Origin of the sequence: Nitratireductor basaltis (assembly GCF_000733725.1) — a bacterium.
Taxonomy (GTDB): domain Bacteria; phylum Pseudomonadota; class Alphaproteobacteria; order Rhizobiales; family Rhizobiaceae; genus Chelativorans; species Chelativorans basaltis.
On the sequence record NZ_JMQM01000001.1, the window covers coordinates 1140910 to 1158077 of the forward strand.

Sequence of the window (17168 nt, forward strand, 5' to 3'; positions counted from 1 at the left end):
AAGTGGCTGACGTATCAACGACACCTGCAAGGCTTATTCAGGGAGCTTGTCCGATGTCTGAAGCCAAGACCACCACAGATCACGAAACCATACGCCGATGGGCAGAAGCTCGCGACGGGCACCCAGCGAGAGTGCGTGACAGCGCTCCCGGCGGGGTCCTGCGCATCGATTTCGGAGAGCCGGAAGAGAACCTCGAAAAGATCAGCTGGGAAGAGTTTTTCCAGATCTTCGACAGCAACAATCTGGCGTTTCTCTATCAGGATGAAACCAGTGACGGCGGCACAAGCCGATTCAACAAGTTTATCAACAAAGCGGATCAATAGGCCGTATTTGCTTAATTATGCGAACATCCAGGAATGAGGTCTTTTTCTTCTTCTGCTGGAACAAGCGCAGGTCCCGATGATTAGGCGCATATCGTCCCCCTTGGAGGTTGCAGCATGAAGATCGCGATTGTCGGCTCTGGTTATGTTGGCATCACAACAGGTACCTGCCTGGCGAAACTGGGACATGATGTGTGCTGCCTTGATCTGAACCGCGAGCGCATCACAATGCTGCAAAAAGGGGTGTTGCCCATTTACGAGCCGGGCCTCGATATTGCGCTCAACGAGATGATCGGGTCCGGGAGGATGCACTTCTCCGCAGACACAGCAGAGGCCGTGCAGGGGGCTCATGCGGTCTTCATCGCAGTCGGGACACCGTCGGGTGCGGATGGCAGCATCGACCTCTCGCAAGTCTTCGCTGCAGGCAGGAGCATAGCTCCCCACTTGATGGCCGGAACCGTGGTCGTCATGAAATCCACGGTTGTGGCCGGCACTGCACAAAGCATGCGGGAAATCATCGCCCGCGAACGCGGAGCATTCGATGTGCGCGTGGCTTCCAACCCGGAATTCTTGCGGGAAGGGTCTGCCATAAAGGACTTCATGGAGCCTGACCGGATTGTCTTGGGAGCAGACGACCCCTACTCCATGAAGGTTCTCCGCAAAATCTATGCGCCGTTCGTCAAAGAACAGGCGCCAATCGTCGAGACAAGAACCATCAATGCCGAACTCATCAAATATGCTGCGAACGCCTTCCTCGCTCTGAAGATCGGTTTCATCAACGAGGTGGCAGATCTTTGCGAAAACAGTGGCGGCGACGTATCGGATGTCGCGCGCGGCATTGGCCTTGATACACGCATCGGCGCGGCATTCCTGCAGCCGGGACCTGGTTATGGTGGTTCCTGTTTCCCGAAGGACACGCGAGCCTTCGCCTCTACCGGGCGGGAATACGGTGCGCGGCAACATCTTGTCGAAGCTCTTATCTCCCGCAACGATGAGCGCAAGAAGCATCTTGCGCAACGTATCATACGCGAAGGCAGCCTGAACGCAGGGCAGCGTGTCGCCGTACTTGGCCTGGCCTTCAAGGCGAATACCGATGATGTCCGCGAAGCTGCCTCACTCTCCATTATACCGCATCTTCAGGAACGCGGTCTGGAAGTAGCTGCCCATGACCCCAAGGCACTTCAAACGGCTTCTGAACATCTCGCGGGCGTCTCCTTGCATGAGGATGCCTATGACTGCTGCCGCGGCGCCGATGCTGTCGTTATCCTGACGGAATGGGAGGAATATCGCGCGCTCGACCTGAGACGCCTGCGCGGCCTCATGGTTGGCGATCATCTCTTCGATTACCGCAATCTCCTCGAACCCTCGGCGGCCTCCGAAGCCGGCTTGCGGCTCGTTAGTCTGGGCCGTGTCTCGGCAGCACCGGCATCGCGCAAAGGCGTGGCGCCTATTGGCTCCTGGGACAGGCGGGTAGCGGCGCCAGAACATATCTGAGCAGGGTCGGCACGATGCGCGCCGGCCGCACCAAGCTTTCTCATAGGAACTTGTATGACACTCCTCGATCGCACTCACACCGAGCAGGTTATTTCGAAAACAATGAGAGCTGCGGTACTCACTGCGCCCAATCGTTTCGAGATCAAAGAGGTCGCCATTCCCGAGCCCAAACGCGGCGAAGTTCTGGTGCGTCTTGCCGGCTGCGGAGTTTGCGCGTCCAATATCGAGCCATGGCAAGGGCCAGAATGGATGGAATATCCAACGGCACCCGGTGATATGGGGCACGAAGGCTACGGCACGATCGCGGCACTGGGTGAAGGCGTGACTGGCCTGCAGATCGGCATGCCCGTTACAACTCTGTTCTACAATTCCTATGCCGAATATGACGTTGGACCGGCGGAAAATGTCGTTCCGCTGCCTGACGGCTTGTCCGACAAGGATTTCCCGGGCGAACCGCTTGGCTGCGCCATGAATATTTTTGCTCGCAGCGACATTCGCCCGGGCCAGACCGTCGCGATCGTCGGCAGCGGCTTTCTGGGGGCCCTGCTCTGCCGGTTGTGCGTATCGGAAGGGGCGCGCGTAATTGCTGTAAGTCGGCGTGACACTGCATTGTCCATTGCGAAGCATGCAGGCGCACGACATGTGATCAGGATGGACGACCACTATCGCATCATAGATGAGGTAAAGGCGCTTACCGACGGTGCCCTATGTGACCGCGTCATCGAAGCCACGGGCAAGCCATGGCCCCTTGATCTTGCCGGTGAACTGACGAGCGAGCGCGGACGGCTGGTTATCGCCGGTTACCATCAGGACGGGCCACGTCAGATCAACATGCAGATGTGGAACTGGAAGGGTCTCGATGTCATCAACGCCCATGAGCGTGACCCTGAAAGATATCTTTCAGGGATCCGCGCAGCAATCGACGCAGTGGTTGCCGGCAAGATCGATCCTTCGCCCTTGATAACGCATCGCTATAGGCTGGAGGAATTGAACCAGGCGCTCCAGGATGCACGCGACCGGCCCGACGGATTTCTCAAAGCAGTGGTGAGGATGTGAAATGAGCGGCAAGCCACGTATCGGGTTTCTGGGCCTTGGTTGGATCGGTCGCATGCGCATGGAGGCGCTTGGAGCGAGCGGCATCGTTGAAATTTCTGCGCTCTGCGATCCTTCGGGTGAGTGTCTGCGCGAAGCGGCGATGATTGCTCCCGATGCCCGCATGGTTGCTGATCTGGATGAACTTCTGAGCCTCGACCTGGACGGTATCGTCATTGCCACGCCCAGTGCGATGCATGCGGCACAGTCCATCCGCTGCCTCGAGGCAGGTGTTGCGGTGTTTTGCCAGAAGCCGCTTGGCCGGAATGCTCCAGAAGTCGCAGATGTTGTTGCAGCAGCGCGGCGTGCCGACAGGCTTCTTGGTCTGGACTTGTCCTATCGGCATACGGCGGCAATGCAGAAGATCCGCGAAGAACTGGCCAATAGCCGGATCGGGCGATTGTTTTCAGCAGACCTCGTGTTTCACAACGCTTACGGGCCGGACAAGCCCTGGTTTTACGATGTCAGCCAGTCCGGCGGCGGATGCGTTGTCGATCTGGGCGTCCATCTGGTGGATCTGATGATGTGGGTGACTGGCTTCCAGAAGGTCACGCAGGTCACGAGCAGCCTTTATGCGAAGGGCAAGCGTCTCGGCGGCAACCCGGACACTGTTGAGGATTATGCTGTTTCCGCCTTCGAACTTGCGGACGGCACGAGCTGCCGGTTGGCATGCTCCTGGGGTCTCAGTGCCGGAAAGGATGCGGAGATCACAGCTACCTTCTATGGCACCAATGGCGCCCTGGAGATGCGAAACATTGACGGGTCGTTCTTCGACTTCGAAGCTGCCGTGATGCATGGAACCACGCGTGAAGTGCTGGTCGTTCCGCCTGACGAATGGGGCGGCAAGGCACTGATTGCCTGGGCCGAACAACTCACCCGCTCGAGAAAATTCGACGAATCGGCCGAAGAGCATGTGCTGACCGCAGGTGTTCTCGACCGCATTTACGGGCGGGAAGAAGTCGCGCAACCACGGCTTCTCGCCCGCGCCGGCTGACTTACGATTTGAACTCCAGGTCCGCATAAAGCGGGCGGTGGTCCGACGCCAACCGCGTCAGCGCGCTGTCATAGACCTCACTCCCGCGCGAGGAGACCGGGCCACGCATGAAGATGTGGTCGATGCGCAGCATGGGGAAGCGTGACGGGAAGGTCGCGCCGCGCCGACCGCGATAGTGCGTGGCGTCCTTCATCTCGCGGCTGAGGCGGCGGTACACCGAAGAAAATGGTATCGCATTCAAGTCCCCCATCAGGACCAGAGGCATATCCTCCGGAACGCCTGCGATCCAGTTCGCACTCAAAAGTCGATCAAGCTGGTGGTTGCGCTGCCCACGCATGACGCCCAGATGGGTAGTCATGACGTGTACTGGTCCGGCGTCGCCTGATATCTCGACGTGAAGCGCACCACGGGGTTCCCCCGGGGCAGGCAAGATTCCCGACTTGACCACACGCATATCCCGCGAGGTGAGCACGGCATTGCCGTAGTGCTCCTCTTCCACTCTCATGGCCGCGTGAAAGTGAAACTTCATGTCGAGATGCCGCGCTATTTCATGCGCTTGATCCACACCGCCCGAGCGTGCGCGGCCCACATCCAGTTCCTGAAGCGCAATGACATCAGGGTCACACTGAGCGATGACTTCGGCGATACGCGAGGCATCGCACCGTCCATCCGTTCCGCGACATCCATGTATGTTGTAGGTCAAGAACCGCAATTGAAAATGCTCCAGATCATGTCGGCGTTGAGAGGGTTCAACAGGCTTCCACGTAAAGGGAACCAACATATGCCGGCTCCCGTTCCCTGACACGAACAAGCTGCTTCACTTCGGCAAGTGCCACTTTAAAATGTCAGGTTAAATGGCTATAAAAAAACACCTTCTTCGACTTTTTGTTTTCGCGGCAATTTGCCTTGCCGGCTATCTGCTCTACAGGACACTCAGCAAATACAGTTTCAGCGAGTTGAAGGGGTCGCTCTTCTCGATCTCTGCCTGGCATCTTGCGGGGGCCATAGGGTTTGCGGCTTGCAGCTATTTTTGTCTCACCTTTTTCGATTACCTGGGCCTGCGCTATGCAGGGCGGCCAATGCCATATCCGAAGGTGGCATATGCCTCATTTACCAGCCTCTCCATCGGCCACAATATCGGTGTTGCCGCATTGTCCGGCGGTGCCGTGCGCTATCGCTTCTATTCCAAATGGGGGGCATCGGGAGGTGAGGTTGCAAATGTGATCCTGTTCTCAGGAGTCACAGTGCTTCTCGGCCTCATCACACTGGCGGGAACGGCATTGCTTCTGCGCCCGCAAGCTGCAAGCGAAATGACGATGCTCGGCGTCACCACCATCCGCATTCTGGCTATCGGGGGATTGTGCGTCCCCCTCGCCTATATTGGGATCGCCGCCTTCTACTCGGACTTTACCTGGCGGTTCAAACATTGGGAGTTTCGTATTCCCCAGATGAAGTTGGCGATCGCCCAGATCGCTGTTGGTTTAGTCAACTTTGCGTTCGTCGCCGCCTGCCTTCATCAGACGGTTCTTGCATTCGCAGATGTTGGCTATATCGACGTGGCTGCCGTCTATGCCATTGCCAACGGGACGGCGTTGATCAGCCATGTGCCCGGCGGCCTCGGTGTTCTTGAAGCCACGGTTCTCTATCTGCTGCGAGGCGCACCATTGGTCGGTGCAGTGCTTGCATTCCGTTTTTGCTACTTTCTACTGCCGCTGATGATCGGCCTGCCGATGCTGCTTCTGGCCGAAGGCGGGATTCTTAGGAAAACGGATCGCGACAAGAAGGAGCAGGCATCCGCTTCGCGCGCCTGAAACGGCGCGCCTGCCAAGGTCAGCACTGTTCAGGAAAACAGACGGGACGCCCAGCTGCGGATCCGGTGGGGCAGCACACGTACCTTCTGGAGCGGCCAATAGGGCTTGAGAGGATCGAGAACCGCCGTCCCAAACAGCAGTGACTTCTCACCACCGGGATCCAGGTTGAAAGGTCGAAGATGCTTGTTGCCGACGTTCAGGCGGTCGATTGCTGACACGAGGGATCCGCTTTCGTAGACCGCGGACTCGACCTCTTTCAGCGGCACTCCGACATGCTCGGCCAGAAGGTCGTTGCGCAGAAACTCAACCGCCTGGCTCTCCTGCGGTGAGCGGGCCTCGATCGCAACATCGCACTCGGTGTCCAGCCCCTCGGAGCGGTGGTTGAGGTTGGATGACCCGATGCGCAGGAAGCGGTCGTCGACGATGAGAACCTTCGCGTGGATGAGAATTTCCTGCTCCTTGCCGGAGGTTTCATCCACGGCAACGGGATAATAGACACGCAGCCTGTTGTTCCGGTCAGCAGCCATGAGACGTCGGATGATACGGTCGCGGTTTCCACCCATGACAAATTGCTCGAACAAGCCGCGAGAGCTTTCGGTCACGAGGATCACCACCTCGGGCCCATCAGGTTCGGCAAGCCGTTTCTCAAGCAAGCGGCCAAGGGGACGCGAAGCCAGGTATTGAGTTTCGATATAGATGCTTTTGCGCGCGGCACGCAGGACGTCGTAATTCAATCGTCCTGCCTCTCGCCGGCCCTGAAATCCCATCATCGAGGGCAAGGTGCGCGCAATGCCGATCTCACAGTCTTTCAGGTCCGGATCGAACCCGTCGGGCCAGATTTCCTCACCGTGATGTTCCGGCTGGTGGCGTTCGCCGGTAGCGCGACGCCAACGTTCACGTGCCAGATCACCGATCGCCTTGGCGGCTACGCCTTCGAGCGCGATCTGCGTGTCGTGCACCGGCTCATAGGCTTCACCGTCTTCCGTTACCCGGTCGGGGTCATAGGGGCGATGAGGTCTGCGGTCCCAGCGATGCACCGTCAGGTCCATGCCTCCGGTAAAGGCAAGACTGTCATCCAGGCAAACGAGTTTTTGATGATGGGAGGCGCGCAGCGGATGTTTGCCATCATAGCGAACCAGGATACGGGGATGCTCGCGCCATGGCTCCTTCTGAAGAATCTTCTTCTGCGAATACAGTGATCCCAACCGCCATACCAATATACGCACCGTCAGATCTTCATTCTCTTCCACCGCTTCGCGGATCAGATTTCCGAGCCTGACCGACTTCTCGCCCTGATCGGGATGCAGGCGGATATTGCCGTTAAAGTCCCAGCCAATGATCCAGATGCTGCGCTTGGCATTGCGCAACGCCTGCTCGAGCATCGTGAAATATGCCTCGCCATCCACGAGGAATTTCAGCCTTGTCGCTTTCTCGATGCGCCAGACATTGCGCCCGGGGCGCAGAATGCTTCCTGCCGAGGCGGCTGCTTCGGAGCGCGCGCTCTGCGTCTGCCTTTGGCCTGCATCCTTGGCGTTCAGATAATTGTTCGTGGAAATCATGTTATCGGCGGAAGCGTCCATCTATTACCCCTGCCCGGCGCGATCACGAATTGCCGGCTCAGTGCTGAAACGCCGCCCCTGGGCTATCGTTCCTTTAGAAGATGGTCCTGCCGCGTCCGCCAAAGGCGGCGAAGCACCGATGGCAACTGGTCTGGCAGGTCCTCTGCCATCAGGCCGGGACCAAAGGCTTCTGCAGCTTTTGCATGCAGCCATGTCGCGGCGCCTGCAGCATCCAGCGCCGTCATTCCCTGTGCGAGGAGACTTGCGATGATGCCTGACAGCACGTCGCCACTTCCCGCGGTCGCAAGCCAGGCCGGTGCAGCCGAATTGATCACTGTCTGGCCCGCGGGATCCGCAATTACGGTATCCGAACCCTTCAGCAACACCACGCATTTGGCACGTTCTGCCGCTTGCCGCGCAAGCTCCAGTGGCGAGCCTTCAAGGTCGGGGAAAATGCGACGGAATTCGCCCAGATGCGGCGTCAGGACGAGCGTACCACCGTTTCCCGAAAACGCTTCGGCAAGATCGAAGAGTTGCTGCGGATCACCTTCAAACGCCGTCAGCCCATCAGCATCCAGAACCAATGCGTTCGGCCGAATGGCCAGATCTGCACCAAGCAAGTCGGCAACAAAGACGCGCACCTTGTCCGCGGCTCCGAAACCCGGTCCCAATACGAATACCTGAGGGTGGCGCTTGGCAAGGAACTCATCCAGCTCATGCCGGTCTTCGAGTCGCGTAACCATGACCGACGTCAGGTGCATCGCATAAAGCAGCAGGGCGTTGGCTGGAGACAACAAGGTAACCGCCCCTGCCCCGGCGCGCGCGGCGGCCATGGCCGACAGTCTGGCCGCGCCTGACGTCATCGGCCCACCGCCAAACACGCCGACATGGCCTCGTGAATATTTGTGCTGGGACTGAGAAGGCCACGGATAAGCGTGCTGCCACAGCTCGGGCGCATTGAGCCGGCAATCCACCTGCAGCTGATCGAGGTGGCGCGCATCCATCCCTATGTCGCGCAGGATGACCTCACCGCAATGCAGGCGGCCAGGCGCCATGACGTGACCCGGTTTGTATCGAAATAAGCTGACAGTTATCGCTGCCTCGAAGGCAGCGCCCAGAACCTGCCCCGTGTCTGCTTCGATACCGGTCGGCAGATCGATCGCGACCACGAGCGACCCTGCAGCATTGGCACGGCTCACCGCAGCCAAGACATTGCCTTCCAGGTCTCGGCTTATGCCCGAACCGAATAGTGCATCGACAACCACGCGCCCTGCACGCGGCTCCCATTCGGCGAGTTCCCTGATTGGCCTGTCCCAGGCAGCGAAGGCGCGTGCGGCGTCTGTATGCGGTTTCGGCTGGCCAAGGGCGTAAACATCCACATCCAGACCTGCTTGCGCAGCCAACCGGGCCACCACATAGCCGTCGCCGCCATTATTGCCCGGCCCGCAAAGTACATCGAAGCCTCCAGCGTCTGCGAGCCGGGCGAGCAGCAGGTCGTAAACGGCCTGACTGGCTCGCTCCATGAGCGTATAGGTCCCGTCAGCAAGCTCCGTTGCCGCGGCCTGTTCGGCGTGCTTGACCTTCGAGGCCGTGAGGAGTTCCAGTGGTGCATCGTTCATGATCTCAACCTTAGACAGCGGCGGCTGCCAAGCGCAACGATCGAGGCGCAAGATTAGTTTCTATGCATGTTGCTTAAATGTCAGGCAGACACCTATGATTTGGTCTGTCGAGTAGACTATGATCCCGTTGCACTGAGAGCGAAAGAGCCGGTTCTCAGCGCGTCCTGCTCATTTTTGCAGGTATAACCAAAACTGGCACGGCACATGCATAACAGGTCGATGAAGTAGGGGGCGAACCCTGCTTACCAGCAATCGGAGGCCGCCAAAGCATGAAAAAGATCGAGGCGATCATCAAACCGTTCAAGCTCGACGAAGTGAAGGAGGCCCTTCAGGAAGTCGGACTACAAGGCATCACTGTCACCGAAGCAAAGGGTTTCGGCAGGCAGAAAGGCCATACCGAACTTTACAGAGGCGCTGAATATGTCGTCGATTTTCTACCGAAGGTGAAAATCGAGGTCGTGCTTGCAGACGATATGGTCGAAGCCGCAGTCGAAGCCATTCGAAAGGCCGCACAGACCGGCCGCATCGGCGACGGAAAGATCTTTGTCAGCAGCGTAGAGGAAGTCATCCGCATCCGTACCGGCGAGACCGGACCGGACGCAGTCTGAGCCTGATATCAAAAACCGATTGCAAGTTTTGTGGTCATAAACACGGGATAAAATAGAATGACGACAGCACAGGACCTGATGAAGCAGATCAAGGACAACGACATCAAGTTTGTTGACCTGCGCTTCACCGACCCGAAGGGTAAGCTTCAGCATGTGACGATGGATGCGTCTGCTGTTGACGAAGACATGTTCGCTGATGGCGTGATGTTCGACGGTTCGTCCATCGCAGGCTGGAAAGCCATCAACGAGTCCGACATGGTCCTCATGCCGGACACCGATACCGCAACCATGGACCCGTTCTTTGCCCAGTCCACCATGGCTGTGGTCTGCGACATCCTCGACCCGATCTCCGGCGAGTCCTACAACCGCGACCCGCGCGGCACGGCCAAGAAGGCCGAAGCTTATGTGAAGTCCGAAGGGTTTGGCGACACGGTCTATGTTGGCCCCGAAGCCGAGTTCTTCATCTTCGACGACGTCCGCTTCAAGGCCGACCCGTACAACACCGGCTTCAAGCTCGACTCCAACGAATTGCCGTCCAATGACGACAGCGAATACGAGACGGGCAATCTCGGTCACCGTCCGCGCATGAAGGGTGGCTACTTCCCGGTACCGCCAGTGGATTCGGCGCAGGACATGCGTTCCGAGATGCTGACCCTCCTGGGCGAGATGGGTGTTGTTGTTGAAAAGCACCACCACGAAGTGGCTTCCGCACAGCATGAGCTTGGCATCAAGTTCGACACGCTGACGCGCAATGCCGACAAGCAGCAGCTCTACAAATATGTCGTGCATCAGGTCGCACATGCCTACGGCAAGACGGCAACCTTCATGCCGAAGCCGATTTACGGCGATAACGGTTCGGGCATGCACGTCCACCAGTCGATCTGGAAAGACGGCAAGCCAACCTTCGCTGGCAACGAGTATGCCGGTCTGTCGGAAAGCTGCCTCTACTACATCGGCGGCATCATCAAGCACGCCAAGGCACTGAACGCCTTCACCAACCCGTCAACCAACTCCTACAAGCGTCTGGTTCCGGGCTTCGAAGCTCCTGTTCTTCTTGCCTACTCGGCACGCAACCGTTCGGCGTCCTGCCGCATTCCGTTCGGCTCCTCACCGAAGTCCAAGCGCGTTGAAGTTCGCTTCCCAGATCCGACGGCGAACCCGTATCTGGCATTCGCCGCGCTGCTGATGGCTGGCCTCGACGGCATCAAGAACAAGATCCATCCTGGCCAGGCCATGGACAAGGATCTCTACGACCTGCCGGCGAAGGAACTGAAGAAAATCCCGACCGTCTGCGGCAGCCTGCGTGAAGCTCTGATGAGCCTCGACAAGGACCGTGCCTTCCTCAAGGCCGGTGGCGTCTTCGACGACGATCAGATCGACTCCTACATCGAACTGAAGATGGAAGAGGTTCTGCGTTACGAGATGACCCCGCACCCGATCGAGTTCGACATGTACTACTCGGTATAGTACCTGATCTGCGAGCCGGTCCGGCCGGCCCGCAACAAGAAAAGCCCCGTCACTTCGGCGGGGCTTTTTTTTTGGATCGGGGTCGAAAGAGCGGCTCTTCGCATCCCGACACTTTGGAATGCTCCTAGAGACTGCTGACGACCCAGTCGACAATCTCAACCGTGGCGGTCTCGAAGGCAGTGTTGAAGGCTGCCCGATAGGCTGCGCTGCCTGTGCCGCTTACCGGTGCGACAGCAACGACGCTGCGTGATGCACGCACGACACCGTTGCGGTCATCGACTATGCGCACGAACAATTCCACATAGGTCGTCTCGCTCGCCCCTGTGCGGATTTCAAAGGCGCGGATGTCAGTGACAACCTGGTAGTCGATCGCCAATCCCTGCCCGGGCAGTCCCACTCCGCCGAAACTGTCGGTTTTCTGAAAGGCCTCGGCCAGGCGTGCCTGTATCAGCTGCGGCAACCGATCGGTCCAGCGCACGCCATTGAGGAGCTGTACCGTCCCCTCACCCGTTCGGATGACGATGTCTTCTCCGTCCAGCAGCTTGAGCGCGGACGGTTCGGCTATAAGGATCTGGCGCCGCGGGAAGGCCCGTGCGGTTTGGATGAGAGCGGGAGCCGACAGATCAATGGCGTCAACAGGAGGCGGGGAAAATCCGGGGATCGCCGAGCAAGCCGAGAGGAAGGCCGTGGCAAGCAAGCCGCCCGCGGCATAAACAAGTCTCACGTGCAGAACTCCCCACAACGGCTGAATTGCAATAGATTAACCACTACTTGCTTGGCTTTGCATGTCAACGACGGGCACGCCCGTCATAGCGTTTGATCTCACCTTCCCCACCGGTAATGATCCGCTGAGGATTTCGTTCAAGATCGGTGACGGCTCTTTCGATGCGGGTGATTGCGCGGCGTCCATCTTCAACAAGCGCCTCGACGTCCCTCAAGCCTTTTCCCGAAAAACGCGACAAGCCGTCTGTGATCGTGCCAACGCGCGCATTCAATGTATCTGCGACCTGACGGAAGGACTGGAGGGTTGCGCGCGCCTCTGCAACGAGCCCCTCGCCGTCACCGGATTCCAGCATCTTGTCGACCTTCGCCAAGACACCATCAACCCGTACAGATGCCTCGTTGAGCCTGCTGGCAAGCTGGGAGGCGTCTACGATTATCTGGTCGATCTCCTCGCTGCGGCCGCCGATCTTTTCCGTGACTTTCGCAATCTCGGACGAGGCGCGGTTCACCGCCCCGCTGGCCTCTTCGAAGTTCCTGACGGCGGAGGAGACGGCATCGCCATCAATTCCTTCCAACACGTTGTCGACCTTCGAAAGGGTCTGGTTCGCACTGGTCGAAAAAGTCGAGATGGATGCGACAGCCTGATCCACACGCGTGACCACAGTCTCGAACTGATCGCTGGCTTTCGCCAGATCATCCGTAAACTGCTCCACATTGGTGACGATTTCGGTGACCTTCTCGCGATCGACGGATACGATCAGGTCTTCTGCAGCCTTGAGCGTGTTCTCCAACTGGCCGGTTACGGTGCCTATGGTCTTCGAAAGTTCCCCGACATTGGCCAGGAAATCGTCGATCCCCGAGGCGTTCTGGGAAAGAGCCTGGGAAAATTGCTCGATGTTCTGCACGGTCTGGGAAAGCGGCCCGCGCGCTTCCTTCACGAAGCCTTCGAGCTCTCCGATAACACTATCGGCCCGCGTAAGCAGGCTTTGTGCCGTCTGCAGCAAATTCGTAACAGCTGATGGACTGGCCGTGATTTCGGCGATCTCGTTGGATTGCTCTGCCAGGTGAAGAATGTTCTGTTCGGTCGGATCGCCACCCTTCAGCTCGATATTCGCCTGCCCGGTCAGGCCCGCGAGGCCGACATCGGCCTGGGTAGAGCGGGTAATGGGGGTGAGACGGTCGACCTCGGCATCGGCGACAGCCACTTGCGGATTGGTCAAGTCGAGATAGACCCGGCGCACGTCGCCAACCTTTACGCCGTTGAACAACACAGCACTGCCGCGCCCAAGCCCTGATGCGGAACCGGGTATGCGAATACGCAGCAGAGACGTCTCGCCGCGCTCGCCTATCGCAGCGGTCCAGTAGACGAACCCGAAGGCTGCCAACAGCGCGAGAATGGCGAATGCACCGACCGCGACGTAATTTGCTTTTGTTTCCATCAGTACACTATCTGCATCAAGGTCGATTGTCCGTCACGATCTGACGGGCGCGCTTGCCTCGGAAGTAAGACTTTACCCAAGGCTCTTCGCTTCGCATCATTTCTTCCACGGTGCCAGCGACCAGCACCCGTTTCTTCCCCAGCACCGCGATGCGATCACACACCGTAAGCAGGCTGTCCAGGTCGTGGGTTACCATATAGACGGTAAGGCCCATCGTGTCGCGCATCTTGGCGACCAGTTCGTCGAACTCCGCGGCACCGATCGGATCGAGGCCGGATGTCGGCTCATCCAGAAACAGGATATCCGGATCCAGCGCGAGCGCTCGCGCCAGGGCAGCACGTTTGATCATGCCGCCTGAAAGCTCCGATGGCAGCTTGTTCGCCGCTTCGCGCGGCAGCCCCACCAGTTCCACTTTCAGCAGAGCCAGTTCGTCCATCAGTTTGTGCGGCAGGTCCAGATACTCGCGCATCGGAACCTGGATGTTCTCCAAGACAGTGAGGGATGAGAACAAGGCACCATGCTGAAACAGCACCCCCAACCGCATATCCAGCGCAATCTTCTCGCGGGTTGATGCCGTTGCGAGATCCTTTCCGAAAAGCTCAATCGTGCCGCTGCTACGCGGGATCAGTCCCAGAACCGTGCGCAAAAGCACGGACTTGCCTGCACCCGACGCTCCCACAAATCCCAGGATCTCGCCGTGATGAACGTCCAGCGACAGGTTCTCCAGAACCGTGGTTTCCCCGAAGGAGACCGTAATGTCACGTGCCGACAGTACGACCTTGTCGCCCTGCCATTCTGGCTGAACCGGCGTCATCACGTCGCTGTTGCTCTCCAGACCGGCCATCAGAAATCGATCGCAGCATAGAACATGGCAAAGAGGCCATCGACGACAATCACCACGAAAATCGCCTTCACCACTGAAGCCGTGACGTGGCTTCCAAGCGATTCGGCACTGCCGCCGACCTTCATGCCTTCAACAGACGCAATGACACCGATGATCAGCGCCATGAACGGGGCCTTGATGAGCCCGGCGAAGATGGTGGTGAGATCGATCGCTTCATGCATGCGGTCGATAAATGCCGTTGGTGGGATCCCTGAATAGAGCCAGGCCGTTGCCATCGCTCCACCGACAGCCGCAAAATTCGCGACAATCGTCAGGCAGGGCAAGGCGATCACCAGGGCAAGAAGGCGTGGAAAAACCAGAACCCCTACGGGATTGAGCCCCATAACGGTCAGTGCGTCGACTTCCTCACGCATCTTCATCGAGCCGATTTCGGCAGTAATGGCGCTGCCAGAGCGACCCGATACCATGATGGCGGTCATGAGCACGCCGAGTTCACGCCATATAAGGATCCCGACAAGATCAACGACGAAGATCTCGGCACCGAAATAACGCAGCTGAAATGCACCTTGCTGTGCAATGATTGCGCCCACGATCGCCGACATCAGCATTATGATCGGTATGGCACCCACGCCCATGCGGTCGATCTGGTTTGCAATTGCGGCAGGGTTCAAGGTGTGCTTGCGGCCGAGTTTCATCTGCGCGCCGCTGATGGTCGCACCCAGGATGAACAGTCCCTGCATCATGTCGTCGCGCATATTGTACATCGCGCGTCCGATCGCCGCCGGCACCGCCACGAACCAGGAATCGCTTTTGGGCTTTTCAGGTATCGTCGGATTGCGGGCAATCGGCTGTACTTCCTCCAACAATATGAGGGCCGATTTCGAGGCGCCGAGCACCTCCACTTCACCTCCGCCGGCGCGATGGGCGTTGATGAAGCGGGAAATCAGCCATGCGCCCGCTGTGTCGAGCGTCTCTATCGCAGAGATATCCAATCGGGCAGAAACGCCTTCGGCATTTGCCTCCAGCTTGCGCAGGGCCTCATCCACGCTGCCCACAGTGCGCGAGATCCATTTGCCGCTCAACCGGCACAGCAATGCATGTTCCTGCCACTCGACATCCAGGCCGGCACCGGCTGGACCAGCCGTTTCCCTTGATGCCGCGTCTTGTGCCTGAGCTTGTGAAACCATATCCAATCCATAGTTCGCCATACGCGCATTGGAAACTCCATTCCGGCCAAGCGCGCTGCTTTTTCGCACCGTTGGAGGGTGAAAGATGTCCTACAGCATGAAAGTCGAGATCGAACGGTTTCCTATCGCCGGTGTTTTCCGAATCGCGCGCGGTGCGCGTACGGAAGCCCAGGTCGTGACCTGCACGATTTCATGTGGTGATGCGGTTGGTCACGGCGAATGTGTTCCCTATCCCCGCTACGATGAGACCGTAGATAGCGTCATCGCGCAGATCGAAAAGGCACGAACTCTCATCGAAGGCGGATTGTCTCGCAAGGAACTGCTCGAAGCCATGCCTGCGGGCGCTGCGCGCAATGCCGTTGACTGTGCCTTGTGGGACGTGGAAGCCAAGATCAGCGGCAAGCGCGTCTACGAACATGTCTGCGACACGCCGTTGCGACCGGTCACCACGGCAGCAACCATTTCCCTTGGCACGGTCGACGAGATGGCCGAAGCAGCGCGCGGTCAGGCGATGCGCCCCCTTCTGAAGGTGAAGGTGGGCGCGGAGAATGACGCAGCCCGCATTCACGCGGTTGCGGCCTCGGCCCCCAACAGCCGCCTGATCATCGATGCCAATGAAGGCTGGACCGAAGACAATATAAGGGAAAACCTCCTCGCCTGCGCAGAGCACAAGGTGGCGCTCGTGGAACAGCCACTACCGGCTGGCGGAGACGCCATTCTGGCCCAGATACCTCATCCTGTCCCCGTATGTGCCGACGAGAGCCTTCATACTGCCGAAGACCTGCCTGATCTCAAGGGACGCTATGACGCGGTAAACATAAAGCTGGACAAGACTGGCGGCCTGACAGCGGCAATCACGCTTCACCGCGAGGCACGTGCGCAGGGTTTCTCCATCATGATAGGTTGCATGGTCGGCTCATCACTGGCCATGGCACCGGCAATGTTGCTTGCCCAGGACGCGGATTTCGTCGATCTGGATGGTCCACTGCTCCTGAAGCAGGACCGTGAGCCCGGATTGAAATATACCGGCTCTGTCGTATCACCCCCACTCCCCGAGCTTTGGGGCTAGTTCGTCGCGCTTTACGCAGCTTTCACTCCTGCTGCCTCTGCGACGCGGAGCTTGGATTCGGCTGTTGCGGGCGCGGCTATGCCGGTCCAGGTGATTATCTCGAAATTTCCTTCGAAATCCTCGACAAGGGCGGTGCAGCTTTCCACCCAGTCGCCGGTATTCATGTAGCGAACACCCCGGATCTCTTCGATCGCGGCATGGTGGATATGGCCGCAAATGACTCCGTCGACATCGCTGCGTCGGGCTTCCTGCGCCAGGACTTCCTGAAACGAGCTGATGAAGTTGACGGCCTTCTTCACCTTGACCTTGGCCCAAGAAGAGAATGACCAGTAAGGCCGCCCAAGCAGCCTGCGGAGCGCGGCAACCGCACGGTTGATCACGATGGCCAGATCATAGGCCTTATCGCCGAGATAGGCGAGCCAGCGCACATTGTGCACGAGCTGGTCAAACTGATCGCCATGGATGACAAGATAATCCCTGCCATCGGCACCTTTGTGGATGAGTCGATCGCAAACCACGATGCCGCCGAAATGCGTTCCCTGGAAAGAGCGCAGAAACTCGTCGTGATTGCCGGCGACATAGTAGATCTCGGTACCCTTGCGGGCCTTGCGCAACAGCTTTTGCACGACATCATTGTGAGCCTGAGGCCAATGCCAGGAACGGCGCAAGCGCCAACCATCAACGATGTCACCCACCAGATAAACCGTGTCGGCGTCATTGTAGCGCAGGAAGTCGATCAGATACTCCGCCTTTGCAGGCCTTGAGCCAAGATGCACATCGGAAATGAAGATGCTGCGGTAGTGGCGGGATCTGGGCTCTGGCATGGCTGGCGACCGTTTCGTTCGAGACGCAGCTTCTATGGACAGATTCATGTCACAGCCATGTGACGGTTGTCATGCAGGCAGGCCATCTGTAGATCATCCAACGAAGCAGAAGCCTGGG

16 protein-coding genes are annotated in these 17168 nt (G+C 58.5%); 8 read left to right on the top strand and 8 right to left on the bottom strand.

The window, feature by feature from the left end:
- Positions 1 to 53 precede the first annotated feature (53 nt).
- The 4 genes from EL18_RS05425 to EL18_RS05440 all read left to right on the top strand — a co-directional run bounded on the left by EL18_RS05425 (position 54) and on the right by EL18_RS05440 (position 3900).
- The gene (locus EL18_RS05425) at positions 54 to 323 is read left to right on the top strand and encodes a hypothetical protein (RefSeq protein ID WP_036480610.1); all 270 of its coding nucleotides are present in this window, start codon (positions 54 to 56) and stop codon (positions 321 to 323) included.
- Between the two features lie 114 nt (positions 324 to 437).
- On the top strand, positions 438 to 1814 hold the full coding sequence (locus EL18_RS05430; RefSeq protein ID WP_036480613.1) for a UDP-glucose dehydrogenase family protein: 1377 nt from the start codon (positions 438 to 440) through the stop codon (positions 1812 to 1814).
- Between the two features lie 54 nt (positions 1815 to 1868).
- Positions 1869 to 2870, top strand: coding sequence for an MDR/zinc-dependent alcohol dehydrogenase-like family protein (locus tag EL18_RS05435; RefSeq protein ID WP_051913788.1), 1002 nt, complete (start codon positions 1869 to 1871; stop codon positions 2868 to 2870).
- 1 nt (position 2871) lies between these two features.
- A complete protein-coding gene (locus EL18_RS05440) occupies positions 2872 to 3900 on the top strand; it encodes a Gfo/Idh/MocA family protein (RefSeq protein ID WP_036480616.1) in 1029 nt (342 codons plus the stop codon).
- Between the two features lies 1 nt (position 3901).
- On the opposite strand, the gene EL18_RS05445 is transcribed toward EL18_RS05440, so the two are convergent.
- On the bottom strand, positions 3902 to 4612 hold the full coding sequence (locus EL18_RS05445) for an endonuclease/exonuclease/phosphatase family protein (protein WP_244444517.1): 711 nt from the start codon (positions 4610 to 4612) through the stop codon (positions 3902 to 3904).
- 142 nt (positions 4613 to 4754) lie between these two features.
- On the opposite strand from EL18_RS05445, the gene EL18_RS05450 reads away from it, so the two are divergent.
- Entirely contained in the window at positions 4755 to 5711 is a 957-nt protein-coding gene (locus EL18_RS05450; RefSeq protein WP_036480619.1) for a lysylphosphatidylglycerol synthase domain-containing protein, read from the top strand.
- A 29-nt stretch (positions 5712 to 5740) separates the two neighbouring features.
- Here the strand turns inward: EL18_RS05450 and EL18_RS05455 are convergent, their stop codons facing one another.
- Both EL18_RS05455 and EL18_RS05460 read right to left on the bottom strand, forming a co-directional pair.
- A complete protein-coding gene (locus tag EL18_RS05455) occupies positions 5741 to 7291 on the bottom strand; it encodes a phospholipase D-like domain-containing protein (protein ID WP_244444518.1) in 1551 nt (516 codons plus the stop codon).
- A gap of 62 nt (positions 7292 to 7353) precedes the next feature.
- The gene (locus EL18_RS05460; RefSeq protein WP_036480621.1) at positions 7354 to 8889 is read right to left on the bottom strand and encodes a bifunctional ADP-dependent NAD(P)H-hydrate dehydratase/NAD(P)H-hydrate epimerase; all 1536 of its coding nucleotides are present in this window, start codon (positions 8887 to 8889) and stop codon (positions 7354 to 7356) included.
- Between the two features lie 269 nt (positions 8890 to 9158).
- Here EL18_RS05460 and EL18_RS05465 point away from each other — a divergent pair, with 269 nt between their 5' ends.
- A complete protein-coding gene (locus EL18_RS05465) occupies positions 9159 to 9497 on the top strand; it encodes a P-II family nitrogen regulator (RefSeq protein ID WP_036480623.1) in 339 nt (112 codons plus the stop codon).
- A 57-nt stretch (positions 9498 to 9554) separates the two neighbouring features.
- The gene (glnA, locus tag EL18_RS05470; protein WP_036480625.1) at positions 9555 to 10964 is read left to right on the top strand and encodes a type I glutamate--ammonia ligase; all 1410 of its coding nucleotides are present in this window, start codon (positions 9555 to 9557) and stop codon (positions 10962 to 10964) included.
- A gap of 124 nt (positions 10965 to 11088) precedes the next feature.
- Here glnA and EL18_RS05475 read toward each other — a convergent pair whose 3' ends face one another.
- From EL18_RS05475 to EL18_RS05490, 4 genes are all read right to left on the bottom strand, one after another.
- Positions 11089 to 11688 carry an ABC-type transport auxiliary lipoprotein family protein gene (locus EL18_RS05475; protein WP_051913790.1) on the bottom strand — a complete coding sequence of 200 codons (600 nt, stop codon included), beginning with the start codon at positions 11686 to 11688 and terminating at the stop codon, positions 11089 to 11091.
- A gap of 64 nt (positions 11689 to 11752) precedes the next feature.
- Positions 11753 to 13126 carry an MlaD family protein gene (locus EL18_RS05480; protein WP_036480627.1) on the bottom strand — a complete coding sequence of 458 codons (1374 nt, stop codon included), beginning with the start codon at positions 13124 to 13126 and terminating at the stop codon, positions 11753 to 11755.
- Positions 13127 to 13142: 16 nt separating this feature from the next.
- Positions 13143 to 13970, bottom strand: a complete 828-nt coding sequence (locus EL18_RS05485) for an ABC transporter ATP-binding protein (protein WP_051913792.1) — start codon at positions 13968 to 13970, stop codon at positions 13143 to 13145.
- Positions 13970 to 15157, bottom strand: a complete 1188-nt coding sequence (locus EL18_RS05490; RefSeq protein WP_036480632.1) for an ABC transporter permease — start codon at positions 15155 to 15157, stop codon at positions 13970 to 13972. The genes EL18_RS05485 and EL18_RS05490 overlap by 1 nt, the downstream gene beginning before the upstream one ends.
- An 85-nt stretch (positions 15158 to 15242) precedes the next feature.
- Here EL18_RS05490 and dgcA point away from each other — a divergent pair, with 85 nt between their 5' ends.
- A complete protein-coding gene (gene dgcA, locus EL18_RS05495; RefSeq protein WP_036480634.1) occupies positions 15243 to 16226 on the top strand; it encodes an N-acetyl-D-Glu racemase DgcA in 984 nt (327 codons plus the stop codon).
- Between the two features lie 11 nt (positions 16227 to 16237).
- Here the strand turns inward: dgcA and EL18_RS05500 are convergent, their stop codons facing one another.
- Positions 16238 to 17050 (bottom strand): UDP-2,3-diacylglucosamine diphosphatase, encoded by an 813-nt coding sequence (locus EL18_RS05500; protein WP_051913794.1) that lies wholly within the window; start codon positions 17048 to 17050, stop codon positions 16238 to 16240.
- Positions 17051 to 17168: the final 118 nt, after the last annotated feature.

Excerpts from the sequence above, each read along its gene's own strand:
- EL18_RS05500 (WP_051913794.1), bottom strand. The coding sequence starts at position 17,050 with ATGCCAGAGCCCAGATCCCGCCACTACCGCAGCATCTTCATTTCCGAT.
- EL18_RS05425 (WP_036480610.1), top strand. The coding sequence starts at position 54 with ATGTCTGAAGCCAAGACCACCACAGATCACGAAACCATACGCCGATGG.
- EL18_RS05455 (WP_244444518.1), bottom strand. The coding sequence starts at position 7,291 with ATGGACGCTTCCGCCGATAACATGATTTCCACGAACAATTATCTGAAC.
- EL18_RS05490 (WP_036480632.1), bottom strand. The coding sequence starts at position 15,157 with ATGGTTTCACAAGCTCAGGCACAAGACGCGGCATCAAGGGAAACGGCT.
- glnA (WP_036480625.1), top strand. The coding sequence starts at position 9,555 with ATGACGACAGCACAGGACCTGATGAAGCAGATCAAGGACAACGACATC.
- EL18_RS05480 (WP_036480627.1), bottom strand. The coding sequence starts at position 13,126 with ATGGAAACAAAAGCAAATTACGTCGCGGTCGGTGCATTCGCCATTCTC.
- EL18_RS05430 (WP_036480613.1), top strand. The coding sequence starts at position 438 with ATGAAGATCGCGATTGTCGGCTCTGGTTATGTTGGCATCACAACAGGT.
- EL18_RS05440 (WP_036480616.1), top strand. The coding sequence starts at position 2,872 with ATGAGCGGCAAGCCACGTATCGGGTTTCTGGGCCTTGGTTGGATCGGT.
- EL18_RS05485 (WP_051913792.1), bottom strand. The coding sequence starts at position 13,970 with ATGGCCGGTCTGGAGAGCAACAGCGACGTGATGACGCCGGTTCAGCCA.
- EL18_RS05450 (WP_036480619.1), top strand. The coding sequence starts at position 4,755 with ATGGCTATAAAAAAACACCTTCTTCGACTTTTTGTTTTCGCGGCAATT.
- EL18_RS05460 (WP_036480621.1), bottom strand. The coding sequence starts at position 8,889 with ATGAACGATGCACCACTGGAACTCCTCACGGCCTCGAAGGTCAAGCAC.
- dgcA (WP_036480634.1), top strand. The coding sequence starts at position 15,243 with ATGTCCTACAGCATGAAAGTCGAGATCGAACGGTTTCCTATCGCCGGT.
- EL18_RS05435 (WP_051913788.1), top strand. The coding sequence starts at position 1,869 with ATGACACTCCTCGATCGCACTCACACCGAGCAGGTTATTTCGAAAACA.
- EL18_RS05465 (WP_036480623.1), top strand. The coding sequence starts at position 9,159 with ATGAAAAAGATCGAGGCGATCATCAAACCGTTCAAGCTCGACGAAGTG.